We start from the raw sequence: 18128 nt of genomic DNA on the forward strand, positions 1-18128 counted from the left end.
TTTTTGATTCATATGAAAATCGCAATTCAAGGTATAGCGGGAGCATTTCATGAAGAGGCTGCCAGACTTCGGTTCAGCCACGAACCTATCGAGATAGTGCCTTGCCTTACTTTCCGGGAACTGACAGCAGCAGTTGCCTCCGGCTTGGCTGACAAAGGCATCATGGCAATAGAGAATACCATCTCAGGCACTATACAACCTAACCTGGAACTGATCAGGGAGCAGCAACTTTGGATCAGCGACGAAGTGATCATGCGTATTCGCCAGCATCTGGGCGGGGTGCCCGGATCGTCGCTTCAGAGCATCCGCAAGGTATACTCCCACTACATGGCCCTTAACCAGTGTCGGCCCTTCTTCGAAGCTTACCCCGAGGTTGAGCTGATCGAGTCGGAGGACACGGCGCTGAGCATACGGGATGTGGCCATAACAGGCTCCACAGAGATAGCGGCCATCGGCAGCGCGCTGGCCATCGCCCGAAACGGCCTGATCGTGCTCGGCAAAGAGATCGAAGCGAGCAAGCAAAACTATACCCGCTTTTTAATATTGGACAGGTTACCGCAGACGGTCACTGCCTGCAATAAGGCTTCTATCTGCCTGGTGTTGAAATCGGATCCAGAGGCTTTTACACAAGCCATGACACTGCTGCACGAGCGGCACATACATCTTGCTAAAATCGAGTCGGTGACTATACCTGGTCAGCCATGGCATTATCGCTACTATCTGGACCTGCGCTTTGAAGAAGTAGGGCAGCTGGATAAACTGCTCTCTGACATCGAAGCACTTGCTGTATCCATTCAATTGCTGGGGAAATACACAGCGCATACGCTATAACTGAATGATTATGTTCAATCCATCAACACGCATCCAAAGCTCCGGAACGAAAGCTATGAAAGACGGAATTACGATCGCTCAAACTAATATGAATATGAAATCTGTAGGTAAACTAAACACCCACGAACAGCCGCTCATTATAGCGGGACCTTGCAGCGCTGAAACAGAAGAGCAGGTGCTGGCCACCGCCCACCAGCTGAAGGACGCAGGAGTAAGTATTTTCAGGGCTGGCATCTGGAAACCAAGAACACGCCCGGGCTCTTTTGAGGGAGTAGGTACGCCCGGGCTTGCCTGGCTGAAGCGGGTGCAACAGGAGACGGGCTTGCGTGTAGCAACAGAAGTAGCCAATACCTTGCATGTAGAGCAGTGTCTGCAGCATGGCATTGATGTGCTGTGGGTTGGTGCACGCACCACGGCCAATCCATTTGCCGTGCAGGAAATTGCAGATGCCCTGAAAGGGGTGGATATACCAGTGTTGGTCAAAAATCCTGTTAACCCGGATGTGCAACTGTGGCTGGGAGCCATAGAACGATTGGAGAAAGCAGGTATAAGTCAGATTGGTGCCATACACCGGGGCATCTCGCCGCTGGGCAAATCCGTGTACCGCAACAATCCAGAGTGGAACATGCCCATGACTCTGAAGGAGCTGCGCCCTGACCTGATGCTGATCAACGACCCCAGCCACATTGCCGGTAACCGTCAATTGCTGGCAGGTATAGCCGAAACAGCACTGGCGCTGCACATGGACGGCCTGATGATAGAAACGCACATAAAGCCGGAAGCTGCCTGGAGTGATGCTGCTCAGCAGATAAGCCCACAGGCGCTCACAGAACTACTGGCGAAGCTGCGCGGTCGTCCACTGGACGCTAATACCAGATCGGCTGCTGATCTGAGCGACATGCGCCACTCCATTGATTACATTGATGAGCAACTAATTGACCTGCTGAGCTACCGCATGCAGGTTGCCGCTGAAATAGGCCTGTATAAAATGCAGCATGGCATGGCTGTGCTCCAGGAAGAAAGATGGGCAGAGCTCCTGGAAAAGCACGCCAGCCTTGCCTCGAGCAAGAATCTCAATGAGGAGTTTATCACGCAGCTGTTCGACCGCATCCATCAGGAGTCGGTGAGGAGGCAGCATGGGGTGCTGCCGCTTATACCTGCAGGGTATAGCCTTCAGGCCACCACCACAGCACCAGAAGTCCGCCCAGCAGCACAATGCCAAACAAGAGCGATATTTTAGCGAGCAATCCTTTGTTTCCTAAAAAGCCAACCAGGGCACCTTTGAAGGCAATGTTGGAAAGTCCGGCCACCAGGATCACGCGCCACCCACTTTCAGGGGACAGGTTGCCCAGGTTCATCAGTCTGGAAGTAGAGAGAGTAATGGCATCTACATCGGTCAGGCCCGAAATGATGGCGACAATGTAAAGACCGCTGTCCCCCAGGTAGTCTGCAGCGGCAGCAGTCGCCAGGATTACGAGTCCGTAGACAGCGCCGAAGACAAGGGCTGCCTTAAGCTGCGCCGGGTTTTCCTGCTCAGGCATCTGGTCGCTTTCCTCCTTGTTAGCGAAGTAAGCTACCAGGCCTGTCACGACCATGAGCGCAATAACCGCTAGTAGGGGAGGAGCTACCGCAGGCAGGGTAGTTGGCGCTACAATGACAACCTCCGTCAGAATGCGGATGAAGGAAACTGTGGAGGCGATGAAAATAACAATCGCAGCCATTTGCCCACTGCCCTTCGCATTTTTGGTTCGGCGGGCGTAGCTTACGGTGGTAGCTGTGCTGGAAATAAGTCCACCGAGCACACCACCCAGAAAGGTGCCTGCTCTGTTACCGAATATTTTATAGACAAAATAGCCCAGCAGACCGATGCCAACAATCAGTACTACCATCAGCCAGATGTTGTGCGGGTTCAGTACCTGGTAAGGTCCATATTCTGTATTCGGGAGTATCGGCAGGATGACAAGGGAGATCACGACAAACTGCATGATGGCTGTCAGGTCCTGCTGGCCGATGCGGGCCACGATTCCGTGCAGGGTAGCTTTCAGGTGTAGCAATACCGCTACGGTGGCACCCAGGGCTACGGCTACTGTTTTGCTGCCGAACACCAGGTATGCGCCGATTACATACATCAGCAGGAGAGCAGCCTCTGTTGTCTGACCTATATCAGGTATAGGCTCCCTCTTTTTCAGCAGATTAGCCGCTACCACAATGGCCGCAGTAGCCAATAGTCCGGCCCCCACGATCCAGCCACCAAGTTGCTGAGCCATTAAGGCTGTAAGGCTACCAAAAAGTGTAATGAGGGGGAAGGTACGTATACCGGCAATCTGTGCATTATCATGCTGGCGCTGAAGGCCTACCAACAGGCCTAATCCCAGTGAAATAGCAAGTACTTGGAAGAGTTCCTGTTCCATGCAGGCGGTGTGGTGACAGTGGGTGTAGTGCTAAGATACTGCCCTAAATGATAAAAGTATAGCCTGGGCTATACTTTTATCTGATGGTTACAATATATACCTAATGGTATGGTGGTTAATTACTGTCCTGCAGCAGTGTGCTGCTGATGCGTTTCAGTTCTGTTTCAGCAGCCTTTGCCTGGAACTGGATATCGATCAGGCGGTTTTCTGCTACAAGTTGGTTACGCTGCGCTTCCCGTAGCTCAATAGCCGTCAAAAGACCCAGACGATAGCGCTCCAGGGCAATGGCGGCATTCTCCTGTGCCAATTTCAGGTTTGTTTCCTCTAGTTGCAGCAGCTGCAGGCGGTTGCTGTACTGGCTATACGCCCTTGCCAATGCGGCATCCAGCAGGTTCTGCTGACGCTGGTACTCCAGGTTGGCCGATTCCAGGTTTATGCGGGCATTCTGTGCCATCCGGTTAATGTTAAGCCCGTTGAAGATAGGCAGGCTAACACTCAGGCCATAGTTATAACCACGGTTCTGGTTAAACAGGGGCGAGAATTCATTCAGGGGCTCGTTCTCTGAGCGGTTGAAGTTATAGGCGCCTACCACACCGATCACAGGGAAGCGGCTGGCGCGAACGGCTTTGATATCCAAGTTGGCAATCTCCCGGTTAATTTTCAGACGCTCCAGAAGTGGGTTGTTAGCCAGCATACCTGCATCCGTATTCTTATAGCTCAGGTTCGGGTCTACTACGATCGAGTCTATCACAACAAAATCGATATCCGGGTCACGGCTGAGCAGTTGGTTCAGGTTGATCTTTGCATTCTGCAGCGCTTCCTGCTGCACCAGTAGCTCTGAGCGGTCTGTGTTAAAATCTACCTGCGCGCGCAAGATCTCCACCTTGGCGCTCACGCCCACTTCGTACTGTGCCTGGGCTATGTCCACCCGCGCCTGCGAGATGGCAATAGCGTCTTCAATGGCCTGCATCTTTTCTGACTGGCGCACCACCTCAAAATAGTTGTCAGAAATAGCGGCAAGTGTGTTTTGCACTGTCTCGCGGGTAAACAAGATGCCGGACTTCTCGAGTGCTTTCAGACGTTCATAGTTGATAAACATACCCATACCGTCGAAGATGGTCCAGTTCAGGTTGATGCTTCCGTTGATGTTGTTGGAGCTGGCACCGTTACGTGTACGGTCCGGGCCTGTCTGAAAGGACTGGCGGGAGTTGTTCTCACTAAAGGTACGGCCTCCACGAGCGTCCACATTCGGAAGAAAGCCAGCATTGCCACGGGTCACGTTGTTTTCGGCAATGGCCTCCTGTCGGGTGGCAATCTGGATGTCGTAGTTGTTTTGAAGCCCAATGCGAACGGCATCTTGCAGCGAAAGCTGCTCCTGCGCGGCAAGTTTGTTAGGGAAGAGCAGCACTACTCCGAGTAGGAACAGTGCTGCAACTCTAAGTGGGGACATTATATTAGAATGCAAAAGTTTAAATCTTAGCGTCAAAGATTAGATTTCAGATATTATTTGCTTAGAACAGGCTCTCTTTCCTGCTTGCGCTCTTTTCTGCGTTCCAGCTCTTCCTCCTCGTCTTTGTCTGACATCAGGGCAAGGTTTGCTTCAGCAGATGAGAAGAACGAGTAGATAGCTGGAATGATGTACAGTGTCAGACCGGTGGCGAAGATCAAACCACCCACCACGGCTATACCCATCGAAACACGGCTCTCAGAACCAGCACCCAAGGCCAATGCGATTGGCAAAGTACCCAGGATCGTGGACAAACTCGTCATCAGGATAGGGCGGAAACGGGATACAGCGGCTTCACGGGCTGCTTCCAGCTTGGTCAGTCCCTGTTCCTTTTTCTGGTTGGCAAATTCCACCAGCAGGATACCGTTCTTGGTTACGAGACCTACCAGCATGATCATACCAATCTGGCTGAAGATGTTGAGTGTCTGGTCGAAGTACCACAAGCTCAGCATAGCACCCGCCAGGGCCAGAGGCACCGTGAACATGATAATGATCGGGTCGCGGAAGCTTTCGAACTGTGCTGCCAGGGCCAGGTATATCAGACCGAGGGCGAGCAGGAAGGCGAACATCAAGCTGCCCGAACTTTCCTGGAAGTCTCTGGACTGCCCGGTAAGGGAAGTCTGGAATGTCTCGTCCAGCACATCTTTGGCGATAACGTCCATGGCCTCTATACCATCACCAATGGTATAGCCCTTATTAAGGGTGGCACTGAAGGTGGCTGCGGCAAAACGGTTGAAGCGGTAGATCTGAGGCGAAGAGCTTTCTTCTTTTAGCTCGATCAGGTTGTCTAGCTGGATTAGTTCACCTGCATTGTTCTTCACGTAGAGGCTACGCAGGTCAAGCGGCTCACTGCGGTTCTCACGGGCTACCTGTCCCAGGATCTGGTACTGCTTGCCGCCGCGCACAAAATAGCCGAAGCGCTGACCGCTCAGGCCAAGCTGCATGGTTTGGGCCACGTCGCGTACGCTTACACCCATCGACAGGGCTTTCTCGCGGTCAATCTCTACACGCAGTTCAGGCTTGTTGAACTTCAGGTTTACATCCACAAAGTTAAACTCCGGACTCTGGCGGGCTGCCTCCAGGAATGGAGGGATGATCTCACGCAGCTTGGCCATACTCTGGGCCTGCACCACATACGATACCGGCTGTCCAGCACCACGTCCACCACCAAGGCCTTTGTCACCAGCAGCGAAAGCACGGGCACCTGGTATCTGGTTGAGCAGGGCGGGAAGCTCCTCTACAATCTGCTGCTGCGATTTATCACGGTCTTGTGGGTCTACCAGGCGCAGGCGTATGAAACCTGAGTTGGAGTTACGCGTCATGGTGGTCATACTGCTAATGCCCTGTACCGAGTCGTTTACAAGGGCCGAAAGCTCGTTCATATACCTGTCCATAAACTCGAAGGAAGCTCCTTCAGGACCAGTGGTTTGAATACGAAGACCACTTCTGTCTTCATCTGGCGTCAACTCTGAGCGCATGGTGGAGAACTGCCACCAGATAATGCCAGCCGATAAGATGACCAGCACAAAGGCCACCCAGCGGTAGGTCAGGAAGCTATTCAGACTGCTTCTGTAGGCATTCGTCAATCCTGCAAAGAAAGGCTCCGTTTTGCGGTAGAACCAGTTTGGCCTATCGCGGCGCTTCAGCATGCGCGATGACATCATCGGCGTTAGCGTGAGCGAGACGAAGGAGGAAATGATAACAGAACCTGCCACCACGATACCAAACTCGCGGAAGAGACGACCGGTCGTGTCTTCGAGGAATGCAACCGGCATGAATACCGCCGCCAGCGCAATGGTTGTTGAGATAATGGCAAAGTATATCTCCCCAGCCCCTTTCTTGGCCGCCTTCATCGGTTCCTGCCCGTCCTCAATACGGGAGTAGATGTTCTCGAGCATCACGATGGCGTCATCCACTACCAGACCAATGGCCAGTACGATACCCAGCAAAGTGAGCACGTTGATGGAGAAGTTCATCAGGTACATGATAAAGAAGGCACCAATCAGCGAAACAGGTATAGCCACTACCGGAATGATGGTAGAGCGCCAGTCACGCAGGAAGAGGAAGATGATCACCACTACCAGACCGAAGGCGATGAAAATGGTTTCCTTCACCTCCGCAATAGAAGCTCTTACATATTTTGAGTTGTCAAAGCCAATGGTCAGCTCCAGGTCTTCCGGAATATCTTTTTTGATGAATTCCAGTCGGCGGTAGAACTCGTCAGCGATTTCTACCTGGTTTGTACCCGGCTGCGGAATGATCACGACACCGATCATCGGTACGCCGTTGTAGCGCAGTACAGTTTTCTCATTTTCAGGGGACAGCTGTGCGTAGCCGATGTCGCGGAAGCGGATCAGACGGTTGGCGTCTTCACGCACTACTAAGTTGTTGAATTCTTCAGGCGTAGAGATACGGCCCATGGTTCTCACCGAAAGCTCTGTTGTAGCGCCTTCGATACTACCTGATGGCAGCTCCACATTCTGACGGGCCAGTGCATCGCGTACTTCCAGCGGGGTAACCTGCAGGGCAGAAAGCTTGTCAGGGTCCATCCAGAGGCGCATGGAGTAGCGCTTGTCACCCCAGATGTTGATGGCACTCACACCCGGTATTGTCTGCAACTGCTCTTTGAACACGTTCTGACCAATATCAGAAAGGTCCAGCAAAGAGCGTGTCTCGCTGCGTATACCCAGGAAAATGATTGGGTTGGCATCCGCATCCGCTTTGGATACAGTAGGTGGCTCAGCATCCTCTGGCAGGCGGCGCTGCGCTCTCGATACGCGGTCGCGCACGTCGTTTGCGGCTGCCTCCAGGTCTATGCCCAGGTCAAACTCTACGGTGATGTTACTGTTTCCCTCGCTACTCGAAGATGTAAGCGTGCGTATACCGGCAATACCGTTGATGGATTCCTCAAGCGGCTCCGTGATCTCCGACTCAATGGTTTCGGCATTGGCACCGGCATAACTGGTCGATACGTTCACGATCGGCGGGTCCACGCTTGGATACTCGCGCACGCCCAGGTAGGTGATACCGATGATACCGAATACGATGATCGTGATGCTCATCACGATGGCGAGTACCGGGCGCTTAATACTTATATTTGATAAACTTGCCATAAATTTCTTTTACTAAACAGACCGGGAGACAGAACAAATGTTCATGCGCTCCTCACTCATGCTAACGCTGCGAAAGGCGTTATTGTGCATCTCCAGATGTTACTACTCTTCTGATATTCAAATCAGAACCGGGGCGTGTCTGCAAAATACCCGAGCTGATGATGGTGTCGCCGGGCTCTACTCCTTCAATGATCTGAATCAGCGTTTCGGAGCGTTGGCCAATCTTTACCATTTTAGGCTGGGCCTTCCCGTTCTTAGCCAGGAATATCTTGTGGCCCGTTGCTTCTGGTATGATGGACTCTGTTGGGATAAGAATGGCCTCGTCCATATCTTCCAGGCTAAGGCTCACCTTTACGAAAGCACCAGGCTTGATTTCCTGGTTCTTGTTTTCGTAGAGGGCACGCAGCTGCAGGGTGCGTGTAGCCGGGTCGATATTAGGCTGTATGGCATAAACGCGGGCCTCGTACTGTTCTGCGCTGCCTTCGGAGGTGAACGTGATCTTGTCACCTACCTTTACGGACTGGCTGTAACGGCCAGGTATAGAAAAGTCAATTTTAACAGGGCTGATATCCACGATGCGGGCAACAGGAGAGGTAGGGGTCACATAGCTGCCCTCACTCACCTGACGCAGGCCAATCACGCCGTCAAAGGGAGCGCGTACATAGGCTTTGTCCAGTGTTGCCTTCAGTGCCTGAATATCGGCTGTAGCAGTCGCCAGCTGGTTGCTTACCTGGTCATACTCCTGGCGGCTGATGTACTCTTTTTCGAGCAGGGTGCGCTGGCGCTCTTCCATATCCTGGTACAGCTTCTGGTTAGATTGCAGCTTGGCCAGCTGTGCGCGCAGGTCTGCGTCGTTCACTGTCATGAGCAACTGTCCTTTCTTTACCTGGCTACCTTCTTTAAAATTAATATTGGTAACACGGCCAGATATTTCGCTGCGCAGCTCCACGTCCTCGTTAGGTATAACGGAGCCGGTAGAGGTGATTTTGTTCTGGAAGGCTGTAGGAGAGACTACAAACACATCCACGGCTACTTTCTGGGCCATAGGGCCTCCACCAGGACCACTTGCCTTTGCTTGTTCGCTACCAGAAAATACTTTATTGTACAGCAGGTAACCAACAACAGCGGCAACTACCAGGAGTAGGATTGTTTTGACAGTTTTGTTCATTTAAGTTTAAACTTCGATTAAGGTGATCTTACCTCAAAGGTATAAAATTAAGGTTTGTATTTAACGTATAGACAATATCGAAAAACGACTAAATTTACATGCTTATCATGGTATAATAAAGCATGCGGTAGACGAACTCTACCAACAGACACTATTGTAAGACAAACGGCAGCTTCAGAGGTTTAAAAACGAAAAAAAGAAATTGTACAAAGGTATGAGTGACAGCAAGAAAAACTTTTTTGAGGATGTCTATGAGGTAGTTAAGCTGATCCCTGAGGGGCGGGTAACCTCCTATGGGGCCATTGCCAGCTACCTGGGCTCTAAAGGGTCTGCCCGCATGGTGGGCTGGGCGCTAATCGCCTCACAGCCTTTCACCGCCATACCTGCGCACCGGGTAGTCAACAGGGTAGGCATGCTCACAGGCAAGCAGCACTTCGAAGCTTCCAATGCCATGCAGGAGCGCCTGGAGCAGGAGGGGGTGAAGGTGGAGAATGACCAGGTGGTGGAGTTTGAAAAGTTGTTTTGGGACCCGGCCAGGGAGCTGATGTGAGTTTAAGAAAGTTTTGTTGGTTCTGCTACTGGTGGTTGAGCTCGGCTCTGAAGGGAACAAATGGTAGATTGCTGTATATCTGAATGGCTCTTTGTAAACGAGGCCGGTTGTAGCGTTGCACCATAATGGGGTAAATGTTCAGGACCACATTCAGAAAAACAAGCCACAACGACTGCTGTAGCCCATATTGATAAGCGACGAAAAAGGTGACGGCGAGCACAATGAAGAAAATGACAAGGTGCCCGAAGTCAGATTGCCGGGTGTTGTATTCCAGCTGCTTTAGTGCGCCAAGATCCTTTTTAACTGGGTTGGCTGCTTTATGAAGCTTCTCCCAGCCAATCCATACCAAGAGTTTCCGGAAAATGTGTACGCCAAGCCACCTGTATACCTTCCCATCTGCTTCCCACTGCTTGCACTCAAAATACTTTGCCGTGAGCTTGGGCTTTAAGGTCTGCATGATAGAAGAGACTGCCATCATGAGCATAAAATTCAAAACCCAGGCAAATGAAAAGGAAGTGACGCCCAGCAGATAGGCGACTACCACGATCGTGCTGACCGCAAACAGAGAAATAAAGAAAGTGCTCAGGTACTTAAGCATGGGCGTAAAAGGAGAGCTTACCGCTGTAATGTGATCACCCAGCTGTCCTGATTCGGGGTCTGGTTATTGACAGTGAGGTCTTCTACCTTTTGCGTGCGTGGGCAGCACTCCGACGGGCCAATGCTGGATATGGCGAGTCTGATCGTGTCTGTCTGGTCTAGCGCGGTGATGTAGTATTCTGTCACTTCCGGGGCCAAAGCCACTACCACATAATTGGCCTCAGCTCTAAACTGGACAGGCTGTCTGGTGCCGTTTTGCATATAGTATACCTCCACATCATCCAAGCCAAGCTGCGCATTGCTGCCAAACAGCAAATCCTCCCCACTTTCAGCAGACTTGATCGTAAAGGCAAAAGCTTCATCTGAGAGGCAGTCTATTCCTTCGCATTCATCTTTACAGGCGAACAGAAAGGGGAGGAGCAGGAGGAGAAATAAGTTAAACTGTTTCATAGTTAGCGTTAGTTAAGCTGTTTTGCGCTTGATTCTACTTCTTTCAGGTACGCAATCGACTCCTTTGAGAACTGCACCGGCTTTGCCTTATCCTTTTTTGCAGCCCTGTTGTACAGGTAAATAAACTGAAAGGGATTGTCGATGTTGGCGATAAGCTTCTTCTTCAACCCATTGCGTGCGATCACATCGGCCATGTAGAAGCCAGGTATATGGCCGCTCATACCGATCACCTGCTGTTTTATTTGCTGACTGGTATAGACTTTGGTGCCTGCCGCCATCTCACGAATCGCTTCGTCTACCTTTGGCAGTTGAGTCTGGCCGAGCTGCAACAGATAGTTGCCCCACCTCATGTCTTCCGGCATGTTTTCAGACATGGTAAAGTGTTTGTCGATCAGGTCGGGGGCACCTTCGTTCAGCAGCAATTGTAGCATCAGGAGGAGGCTTTCGTCTTTCTCTGCCACGGCATATTTCTTCTGGCTTCTGACTGCATGGTGGAGTTCATGGCCGCCCAGGATACCGTAATTCTCCCGATCATACACATAGGTTCCCCACAGGGTCAGGACTACATTGCCATGATTGGCCACTGCGTCGTTGCCCAATGCGTTAAAGTATAGCGTAAGCTCCGGTCTTGTGTGGTGCATGCGCTTTGGCAGCATCGAGTAGGTCTTCGCATATAGCGAGGCAAGGTAAGCATCCTGGTCATGGAGTATCTTTTGCAGGTACTCCTGCAACTGCGGCTCGTTGGCTTTGTTAAAGTGAATCAGGTACGTGTTGTAGTGTTGCTGCGGATCTTTCAGCCGCTCCTGCAACAGGCTGTCGTGCTGTGGCATGTACACCACTTCCATGTCCTTGCGGAAGCGGTTGAGGTATTTCTCGTTATAGCCCTGGTTCCGGATATACTGATTGTTTCCCTCTAAGCTCAGGAAGTTTTTCCAAAGCTCGTCGCTCACAGCTCTGCCTTGACGGAGGCTGTCGGTCAGTTCGAAGTAGCGTGTTGCCGCCTCAGCGTCTATCTTTTGGGCCTTGGCGATACAGCTGCAGGTGAGTAGGAGTAGTAGAGTAAAGAGTGTTTTCATGTGAAAGGATTAGGTGATTATGTTGGGTAACGTCTCGTGCTATAATGTGGGTAAGGCCTAGCCGAAGTCTGTATTATGCACTTTGTTGGCAGTAGAGCTTCTGCTCAAAGTATTTGGTCCAGATCTTTTCTTTTTTTCAGGATAAAAGCAGTTCCCACTCCGAAGATTGTGGCAGTTGCAATTCCAACCATGGTAAAGAAAGGCTTATCTGGGATTCGCACACTTAACTCTGATGCAAATGCCGCATAGAGTCCTAGAACTGAATAGTACATAAACCAAATATGGACAGCTTTATACTTTCTTGGTAGCCCCCTTAAAAACAAGGGTGCCATTCCCAATGCCAAAGTAAGTGAACTAACAATAGCCATTATATGAAACACCCCAAATCTTCCAGTCAAATTGTAGATACCCAGTGCAGACCCACAAACCAAAACCATGGCAAAAACATAAACATAGCCTACTCTTTTATGCTGTACTGTACCTTTATTCGCAGCTAAGACAAAAGCACCAGCTATCATAGCCACTAAGGCAGTGGCCAAATGGAACCAGCCTAAATTGGAATTTACAAAGCCATACATTTTCAATTAGTTTTAGTTATTACCTATTTTAAGCTTGGCTGGAAAATAAAATTCTGTGTTACTATTAATTAGCATTGCTGCCAACTATCTGCTAGCAGCTATACCTACTCCTACTATCTGCACTATGTAGCGTGTATTTCAGTGATATTTACAGCGTCACAGATTCAAACTGTATACCACTTCACTAATATATGGATAATTCTGGTGTGTTATATACCTCGGAAAAGAAAAAGGCGCCACCATACCGGCAGCGCCTTTTACTACTCTAACAAATCACTGTCGGCAAGAGCCCGAAGGCTACACTGCTGACAACGGCCTTATTACAGCCTACAGAAATCTCTATGCAGCACTAAGGGGCTTCTGTATTCCCCGATAGTGATGCAAGTATAGGCACTGCTTCACTCACAATTCTGACTTTTAGACAAGCGACCGTTTCGGATGCCTTTACAGCAGGTATAGCACCCCGCAGGCTGTACACGGTATGATGGCTGCACTTCGGGTGGCAGGTATAGCCGCTCGTCTAAAAGCGCCTGTCGGTTAGGGACTTGATGCGCAGAAAACGTAACTTTGCAGCATGGAAGTAAAAATGAACGCGGCGCGTGAACTGGAGGTGAAGGAGTGGAGTCTGCCGGATGTGCGTAACATTACCCAAAACAGGCTGCTGCTGCACCTGCTTTTCTGGGCGGTATACGTCTGTTTTTTCGGCCTGCTCTATGGCAGCTATATCGACGACTACTACAATGCCTTCATGATCGAGCTCATTGAGCTGCCGTTCAAGATGCTGCTGGTTTACTTCAACATGTACTTCCTGATGCCGCAGTACCTGCTGCAGAAGCGCTACCTGGAGTTTTTTGTTTACCTGCTCCTGATGATGGGGGCCATCGGCATCCTGATGCAGTTTGTGCTGATGCCACTGCTCATTCACCCGCTCATCTGCCCTACCACCTGCACCAACGATAACCTGACGCTCTACCGTTTTGTGCGCAATACCGTGAACCTGGGTTACCTCGTATCGATCTCGGCGACGATTTACCTGCTCAAAAATTGGTACCGCGATCAGCAGGCCACGCAGTCGCTGGCACAGGACAAGCTCGAGGCTGAACTCAAGTTCCTGAAAGGACAGATCCACCCGCACTTCTTGTTCAATACCCTCAACAGCCTGTACTCTCTCACGCTCCGTAAGTCCGAAAATGCGCCGGAGGTGGTGCTGAAGCTGTCGGGCCTGATGGATTACATGCTTTATGACGCCGCAGCTGCCAAGGTGCCGCTGGAGAAGGAGCTGAACTACATCCAAAACTACATCGCCCTGGAGCGCATTCGCTACGGTGACCGTGTAGATATCACCTATTCCGAGTCGGGAGGTATAGCTGGCAAGCAGATTGCCCCTATGATGCTGCTGCCTTTTGTGGAGAATGCATTTAAGCACGGCGTAAGTACCGAGACAGAGAATGCCTGGATACGGATAGACGTGAAAGTGCAGGGGAATACACTGGCTGTGCTGGTTGAGAACTGCAAATGCGGTGAAAAAGCGAGTGAGAGTAACCGGGATTTTGCATCAGGTATAGGTCTGAAAAACGTGCGACGCAGACTGGAACTGCTTTACGAAAACAGGTATAGCCTGGAAGTAGAGGACGAGCCAGAAAGCTATGCCGTGCGCCTGGAGCTGGACTTGAGACAGGGGTAAATAGTTAGAACTTAACAGCCCTGCCCATGTGGGAGTGACTGTCTAACGTATAAACCAACGCATCAGCTCGGTCTAACACACAAAATGAATAGCCATACCTGAATAGAACATGAAACTACGCTGCCTGATAGTAGACGACGAGCCCCTGGCGCTGGATGTGCTGGAGACTTTTGTGGAACGCCTCGACAACCTGGAGCTGGTATGCCGCTGCAGCAATGCCGTGGAAGCCTACAATTGCCTTCAAACCGAGCACATCGACCTAATATTCCTCGATATCCAAATGCCTAAGCTCACAGGTATAGATTTCCTGAAGTCCATACCTAACCCGCCTAAGGTGATCTTCACGACCGCCTACCGCGACTACGCCCTCGACAGCTATGAGCTCAACGCCGTGGACTATCTGCTCAAGCCCATCGCCTTCGACCGCTTCCTGAAAGCCGTGGCCAAGGTGACGCCCGCTGAGCCCAAAGGTATAGCAGGCCCACCCGCAGCGGCAAGCCACGCAGAGCCAGATTTCAGGGACGCTTTTATCTATTTGAAGGCTGACAAAAAAATGGTGAAGGTGATGCTGGCGGACATACTCTACATCGAGAGCCTGAAAGACTACATCCGGGTAAAGACCGACACAAAAGAAATCATCTCGTACCAGAAGATCTCGTTTCTGGAGGAGAAACTGCCGACTGACAAGTTCCTGCGCATCCACCGTTCTTTTATCATCTCCCTCGACAAGGTGCAGGCCTTCTCCGCCACTACCGTCGATGTAGGTAAAGCCGAAATCCCGATCGGCCGCCTCTACAAAAATGAAGTGCTGCAGGTGCTCGGACAAAACAACCTGCTGGAATCCTAGATTCTGATGATGAATAATCAGGAATGAATAATGAATAATTAGAAGGGGTGATGAAGAAGAAAATTTATTCCTGCTTTGCATCATAAACTTGAATAGCAGGTTTAAGGTATAAGTCTCCAAGGTATAACTGCCTTCTTCCCCAATTATTCATTACTCACCATTCATTACTCATTCATCTTGAACTCCATCTCCAAAAAGAAGCAGTTTTATCCGATTGCTACTTGCCTGCGCAACTACCTGCACGAATACGACCGGGAAACGAAACTGCCGGTGCGTTACGAAGACCTGATCCACTATACCGACTCTTTCCCTTACTATGACAAGAAGGGGCACGACACGCTCTGGGAAACGATCATGTTTGACCAGCAGGAGCAGGCGGAGTTAAGCAAGGGACTCACGCAGATCTACGCCCTGCTCAAAACCGATGGCGATATGTCGGTGATGGAGCACCTGTACGTGTCGCGGGTCGATTACTGCACCTTTGGCAATTCCAATCCATTCCGGGTGCAGATCATGAACCAGCTCAACGACAACTACGACTACTTTTATGTGAAGCGTGCCGATGCCTCCCGCATTTATGGCCTGGAGCTGGAGTATATTCTGTCGCCAAACCGCATCAACTACCTTGTGGATGGCGATACACTGATTGAAGAGCACATTGCAGGTATACCGGGCGACCTCTTTATAAAGGAGTACTTGAACAGGAAGGGCACGAACAAGGTGCGGATTGCCAAGGAGTTTGTGAAGTTTAACGAGCGCTGCTTCGTGCGCCTGCTCGGCGATATGCGCTCTTATAATTATGTGGTGGATATCACGCCTGATTTTGAGGATGAGCAGTACCGCGTGCGCCCCATCGACTTTGACCAGCAATCCTACGAAGGGCGCAAGTCGATGTACCTGCCCCAATTCTTTAAAGACAATAATGTGATCGTGGACCTGGTACTCACGCTACTGAAACCGGATGTGATCAAGCAGTACCAGAACGAGGAGCGCACGCTTATTTTCCGGCGTCTGCGCACGGCCCGCTACCGCCTCAAAGACCTGATCGACTGTATGCGCGGCGATACTATTTCCACACCTGAAAAGATAGTGCAGCTGAAGCAGGAACTGGCCCAGCATCATAACTCAGACGAATTTCTTAAATGCGAGGGCATGGGCGACCTGGTGCGGCTCAACCTCAAAACCATCATGAAAAAGGCGAAGATCAGGTAAGGGCTATACCCGGCACTATAGTCGCTCCAGGTCAGTGCGGGTGCGCTCGCTATCGGTCAGGTTGCCGGTGTTGACTGTGGAGGCGGGCTCAAAGAGCAGCACTTCTGCTTCGTCATGCGCTACTGGCCGATGCTCTACGCCACGGGGCACGATCAGAAACTCGCCGGGCTGCACTGTAACCGTCCTGTCCCGGAACTCCATATCGAAACTGCCTTTCATGACCAGAAACAGCTCGTCTTCGTGCTCGTGGTGGTGCCAGTCAAAAGCGCCCTTGAACTTGGCCAGCTTCACCTGCTGTCCGTTTAGCTCTCCGGCAATGCGCGGATTCCAATGGTCGGGTATCAGGGCGAACTTCTCTGCCAGGTTTACTTTTTCTATTTTCTGGTTCATGCTATACCTGTTTTAGATAGAGTTGACGAATATCATTTAAATTTATTTGGACTGATTCTAAATAGGGCTTACCTTTGTGTCATTCAAAATAAGACAACAAGCGCCACTACCATGATAGCAGCTACAGCAAAGCCCGGGGAGATGATGACAGCAGCCACTGAAATGGTCGAAATCTATGCAAACGAAGCCGGAGCCGTATTCCAGTGCGATCGCAGAAACCGCCTGATGCTGTACTTCGCCGGTGCGCTAAACGTGCTCAAGGTAGACACTTTTCTGCGTTTGAAGCAAGCTGTTGCCAGCATTGACCTGGAGCAGATGGCCGCCAACCCCTCTCGCTCCTCTGATTACGAGATCGTGGCGGTGTGCGGCTGTGAGCGCTGCTTTATCCTGTCGCTGACCGAACTGTACGCCCTGCGCGACTTGTTGGAAGGTGCCAAGTTTAGCCTGGAACTGAACCGCATGCTGCACGAGTGCCTCACGCCGCTCGAAGCCTAGCACCACAACACGAGCTATACCTGTAAGCACAGCCCCAAGCTGTGCTTTTTTTATTTAGACTTCTTCCATATTTCATTCCGTACATCCATTTTCAGAACATTATACTTACCTTAATGGTAGAAATAAAGGACGCAAGCTCTACATGAGTTTGCCCTGGATTTAGAACGAAAACACCCCTATACCTATGAAGGATTTACTAAGGCTAAGAACTTCGCTGACCGAAGAAATAGAGAGAGTACTCAACGAACAGATCAAAATGGAAGCTGAGGCTTCGTCTATGTACCTGGCCATGTCGGCCTGGTGCGACCGCAATGGCTTCGACTTCAGTGCAGGCTACTTTAAGAAGCAGTCTGACGAAGAGCGTGAGCACATGCTGCGCCTCTTCAAGTACGTGTCTGACATGGGCGGCCGTGCCGTATCTCCGGACATCTCCGGTATACAGATCGAATTCGACTCTTTCAGAAGCGTGTTTGAGCAAGCCCTGCAGCAGGAGATCGCTGTAACGCAGTCATTCAACCGCATGGCTGACAAGTGCATGAAGTCAAAGGACTTTGTGACCTTCACGTTCCTGCAGTGGTTCCTGAAAGAGCAGATCGAGGAAGAATATGTGGCCCGTCGTGCGCTCGAGCTTTTCGATGTGATAGGCGAGGAGGGAACAGGGCAGTACGAAATCGACAAGCGTGTGCCGAAGATCACGTACGAAGACACTTACGAGGATTAATTAACTTCGCTATAAAAAGCAAAAGCCTTTGGATTCGCTCCAAAGGCTTTTTTGTTGGTATGCCCTATACCTGAGAAGTCAACAAGAGTCGCAATTACCGGCAGCTATACCTGTTGCGAATATCTTTTGTCGAGTATTCTGTAGGTTTTAAAATTCCCTATACCTGTTTGTCTGACTTCAGAATATGCTCCTTGAACGTTTGAATAGCCTGCTCTTCCGTGGTGTGGTGCAGCCATACGTTGTCAGGCTGGAAGCTCATAACAGGGGCAAAGTCGCAGCGGTCAGTGCATTCGGTCTTCACCACTTCTACCTGTCCTTTGAGTCCCATCTCCTTGATCATGTTGCGCAGCGTCTTGCCAATATCTTTGCCACCCTTTTTCTTGCATTTACTACCCGTGCAGACGTAAATCACCTTGTCTGGTACGTTGAATCCTTTGCTCATGTATACGTGTGAATTGTCTTCCTCTTAAAGAGGAATAGCTGTGAAATAGTTCATGT

General features: G+C 50.7%; 18 protein-coding genes. 8 read left to right on the forward strand and 10 right to left on the reverse strand.

Features of this window, described 5'->3' with window-relative positions:
* Nucleotides 1-12: 12 nt before the first annotated feature.
* A complete protein-coding gene (locus I0P70_RS12795) occupies nucleotides 13-831 on the forward strand; it encodes a prephenate dehydratase (RefSeq protein ID WP_196118428.1) in 819 nt (272 codons plus the stop codon).
* Between the two features lie 10 nt (nucleotides 832-841).
* Nucleotides 842-2071 carry a chorismate mutase gene (locus tag I0P70_RS12800; RefSeq protein WP_370583217.1) on the forward strand — a complete coding sequence of 410 codons (1230 nt, stop codon included), beginning with the start codon at nucleotides 842-844 and terminating at the stop codon, nucleotides 2069-2071.
* Here the strand turns inward: I0P70_RS12800 and I0P70_RS12805 are convergent.
* The 4 genes from I0P70_RS12805 to I0P70_RS12820 form a co-directional block, all read right to left on the reverse strand.
* Nucleotides 1983-3242, reverse strand: a complete 1260-nt coding sequence (locus I0P70_RS12805; RefSeq protein ID WP_196118430.1) for an MgtC/SapB family protein — start codon at nucleotides 3240-3242, stop codon at nucleotides 1983-1985. The two genes, I0P70_RS12800 and I0P70_RS12805, sit on opposite strands and share 89 nt — an antisense overlap.
* Before the next feature lie 115 nt (nucleotides 3243-3357).
* The gene (locus I0P70_RS12810; protein WP_196118432.1) at nucleotides 3358-4692 is read right to left on the reverse strand and encodes a TolC family protein; all 1335 of its coding nucleotides are present in this window, start codon (nucleotides 4690-4692) and stop codon (nucleotides 3358-3360) included.
* Nucleotides 4693-4745: 53 nt separating this feature from the next.
* Complete coding sequence (locus I0P70_RS12815; protein ID WP_196118434.1) at nucleotides 4746-7862, reverse strand: efflux RND transporter permease subunit; 3117 nt, start codon at nucleotides 7860-7862, stop codon at nucleotides 4746-4748.
* Nucleotides 7863-7941: 79 nt separating this feature from the next.
* Nucleotides 7942-9030 (reverse strand): efflux RND transporter periplasmic adaptor subunit, encoded by a 1089-nt coding sequence (locus I0P70_RS12820; RefSeq protein WP_196118436.1) that lies wholly within the window; start codon nucleotides 9028-9030, stop codon nucleotides 7942-7944.
* A 214-nt stretch (nucleotides 9031-9244) separates the two neighbouring features.
* Here I0P70_RS12820 and I0P70_RS12825 point away from each other — a divergent pair, with 214 nt between their 5' ends.
* Nucleotides 9245-9580 carry an MGMT family protein gene (locus I0P70_RS12825; protein ID WP_196118439.1) on the forward strand — a complete coding sequence of 112 codons (336 nt, stop codon included), beginning with the start codon at nucleotides 9245-9247 and terminating at the stop codon, nucleotides 9578-9580.
* Nucleotides 9581-9605: 25 nt separating this feature from the next.
* On the opposite strand, the gene I0P70_RS12830 is transcribed toward I0P70_RS12825, so the two are convergent.
* The 4 genes from I0P70_RS12830 to I0P70_RS12845 all read right to left on the reverse strand — a co-directional run bounded on the left by I0P70_RS12830 (nucleotide 9606) and on the right by I0P70_RS12845 (nucleotide 12281).
* Nucleotides 9606-10178, reverse strand: a complete 573-nt coding sequence (locus tag I0P70_RS12830) for a hypothetical protein (RefSeq protein ID WP_196118441.1) — start codon at nucleotides 10176-10178, stop codon at nucleotides 9606-9608.
* Nucleotides 10179-10195: 17 nt separating this feature from the next.
* Nucleotides 10196-10627, reverse strand: a complete 432-nt coding sequence (locus I0P70_RS12835; RefSeq protein ID WP_196118443.1) for a hypothetical protein — start codon at nucleotides 10625-10627, stop codon at nucleotides 10196-10198.
* Between the two features lie 8 nt (nucleotides 10628-10635).
* Nucleotides 10636-11703 carry a DUF5700 domain-containing putative Zn-dependent protease gene (locus tag I0P70_RS12840; RefSeq protein WP_196118446.1) on the reverse strand — a complete coding sequence of 356 codons (1068 nt, stop codon included), beginning with the start codon at nucleotides 11701-11703 and terminating at the stop codon, nucleotides 10636-10638.
* 104 nt (nucleotides 11704-11807) lie between these two features.
* Nucleotides 11808-12281 carry a DUF2306 domain-containing protein gene (locus tag I0P70_RS12845; RefSeq protein ID WP_230392182.1) on the reverse strand — a complete coding sequence of 158 codons (474 nt, stop codon included), beginning with the start codon at nucleotides 12279-12281 and terminating at the stop codon, nucleotides 11808-11810.
* A 574-nt stretch (nucleotides 12282-12855) separates the two neighbouring features.
* On the opposite strand from I0P70_RS12845, the gene I0P70_RS12850 reads away from it, so the two are divergent.
* The 3 genes from I0P70_RS12850 to I0P70_RS12860 all read left to right on the forward strand — a co-directional run bounded on the left by I0P70_RS12850 (nucleotide 12856) and on the right by I0P70_RS12860 (nucleotide 16024).
* Entirely contained in the window at nucleotides 12856-13965 is a 1110-nt protein-coding gene (locus I0P70_RS12850) for a sensor histidine kinase (protein WP_196118454.1), read from the forward strand.
* Between the two features lie 109 nt (nucleotides 13966-14074).
* Complete coding sequence (locus I0P70_RS12855; protein ID WP_196118457.1) at nucleotides 14075-14812, forward strand: LytTR family DNA-binding domain-containing protein; 738 nt, start codon at nucleotides 14075-14077, stop codon at nucleotides 14810-14812.
* A 177-nt stretch (nucleotides 14813-14989) separates the two neighbouring features.
* On the forward strand, nucleotides 14990-16024 hold the full coding sequence (locus tag I0P70_RS12860; RefSeq protein ID WP_196118460.1) for a hypothetical protein: 1035 nt from the start codon (nucleotides 14990-14992) through the stop codon (nucleotides 16022-16024).
* Between the two features lie 15 nt (nucleotides 16025-16039).
* Here the strand turns inward: I0P70_RS12860 and I0P70_RS12865 are convergent, their stop codons facing one another.
* Entirely contained in the window at nucleotides 16040-16414 is a 375-nt protein-coding gene (locus I0P70_RS12865; RefSeq protein ID WP_196118463.1) for a cupin domain-containing protein, read from the reverse strand.
* Between the two features lie 111 nt (nucleotides 16415-16525).
* On the opposite strand from I0P70_RS12865, the gene I0P70_RS12870 reads away from it, so the two are divergent.
* Nucleotides 16526-16909 carry a hypothetical protein gene (locus tag I0P70_RS12870; RefSeq protein ID WP_007653405.1) on the forward strand — a complete coding sequence of 128 codons (384 nt, stop codon included), beginning with the start codon at nucleotides 16526-16528 and terminating at the stop codon, nucleotides 16907-16909.
* Between the two features lie 184 nt (nucleotides 16910-17093).
* Nucleotides 17094-17630, forward strand: a complete 537-nt coding sequence (locus I0P70_RS12875) for a ferritin (protein ID WP_196118466.1) — start codon at nucleotides 17094-17096, stop codon at nucleotides 17628-17630.
* Between the two features lie 157 nt (nucleotides 17631-17787).
* Here I0P70_RS12875 and I0P70_RS12880 read toward each other — a convergent pair whose 3' ends face one another.
* Nucleotides 17788-18072: a ferredoxin gene (locus tag I0P70_RS12880; protein WP_196118469.1), complete on the reverse strand. Its 285-nt coding sequence runs from the start codon at nucleotides 18070-18072 to the stop codon at nucleotides 17788-17790.
* Nucleotides 18073-18128: the final 56 nt, after the last annotated feature.

It is taken from the genome of Pontibacter sp. FD36 (assembly GCF_015686655.1).
GTDB lineage: Bacteria > Bacteroidota > Bacteroidia > Cytophagales > Hymenobacteraceae > Pontibacter.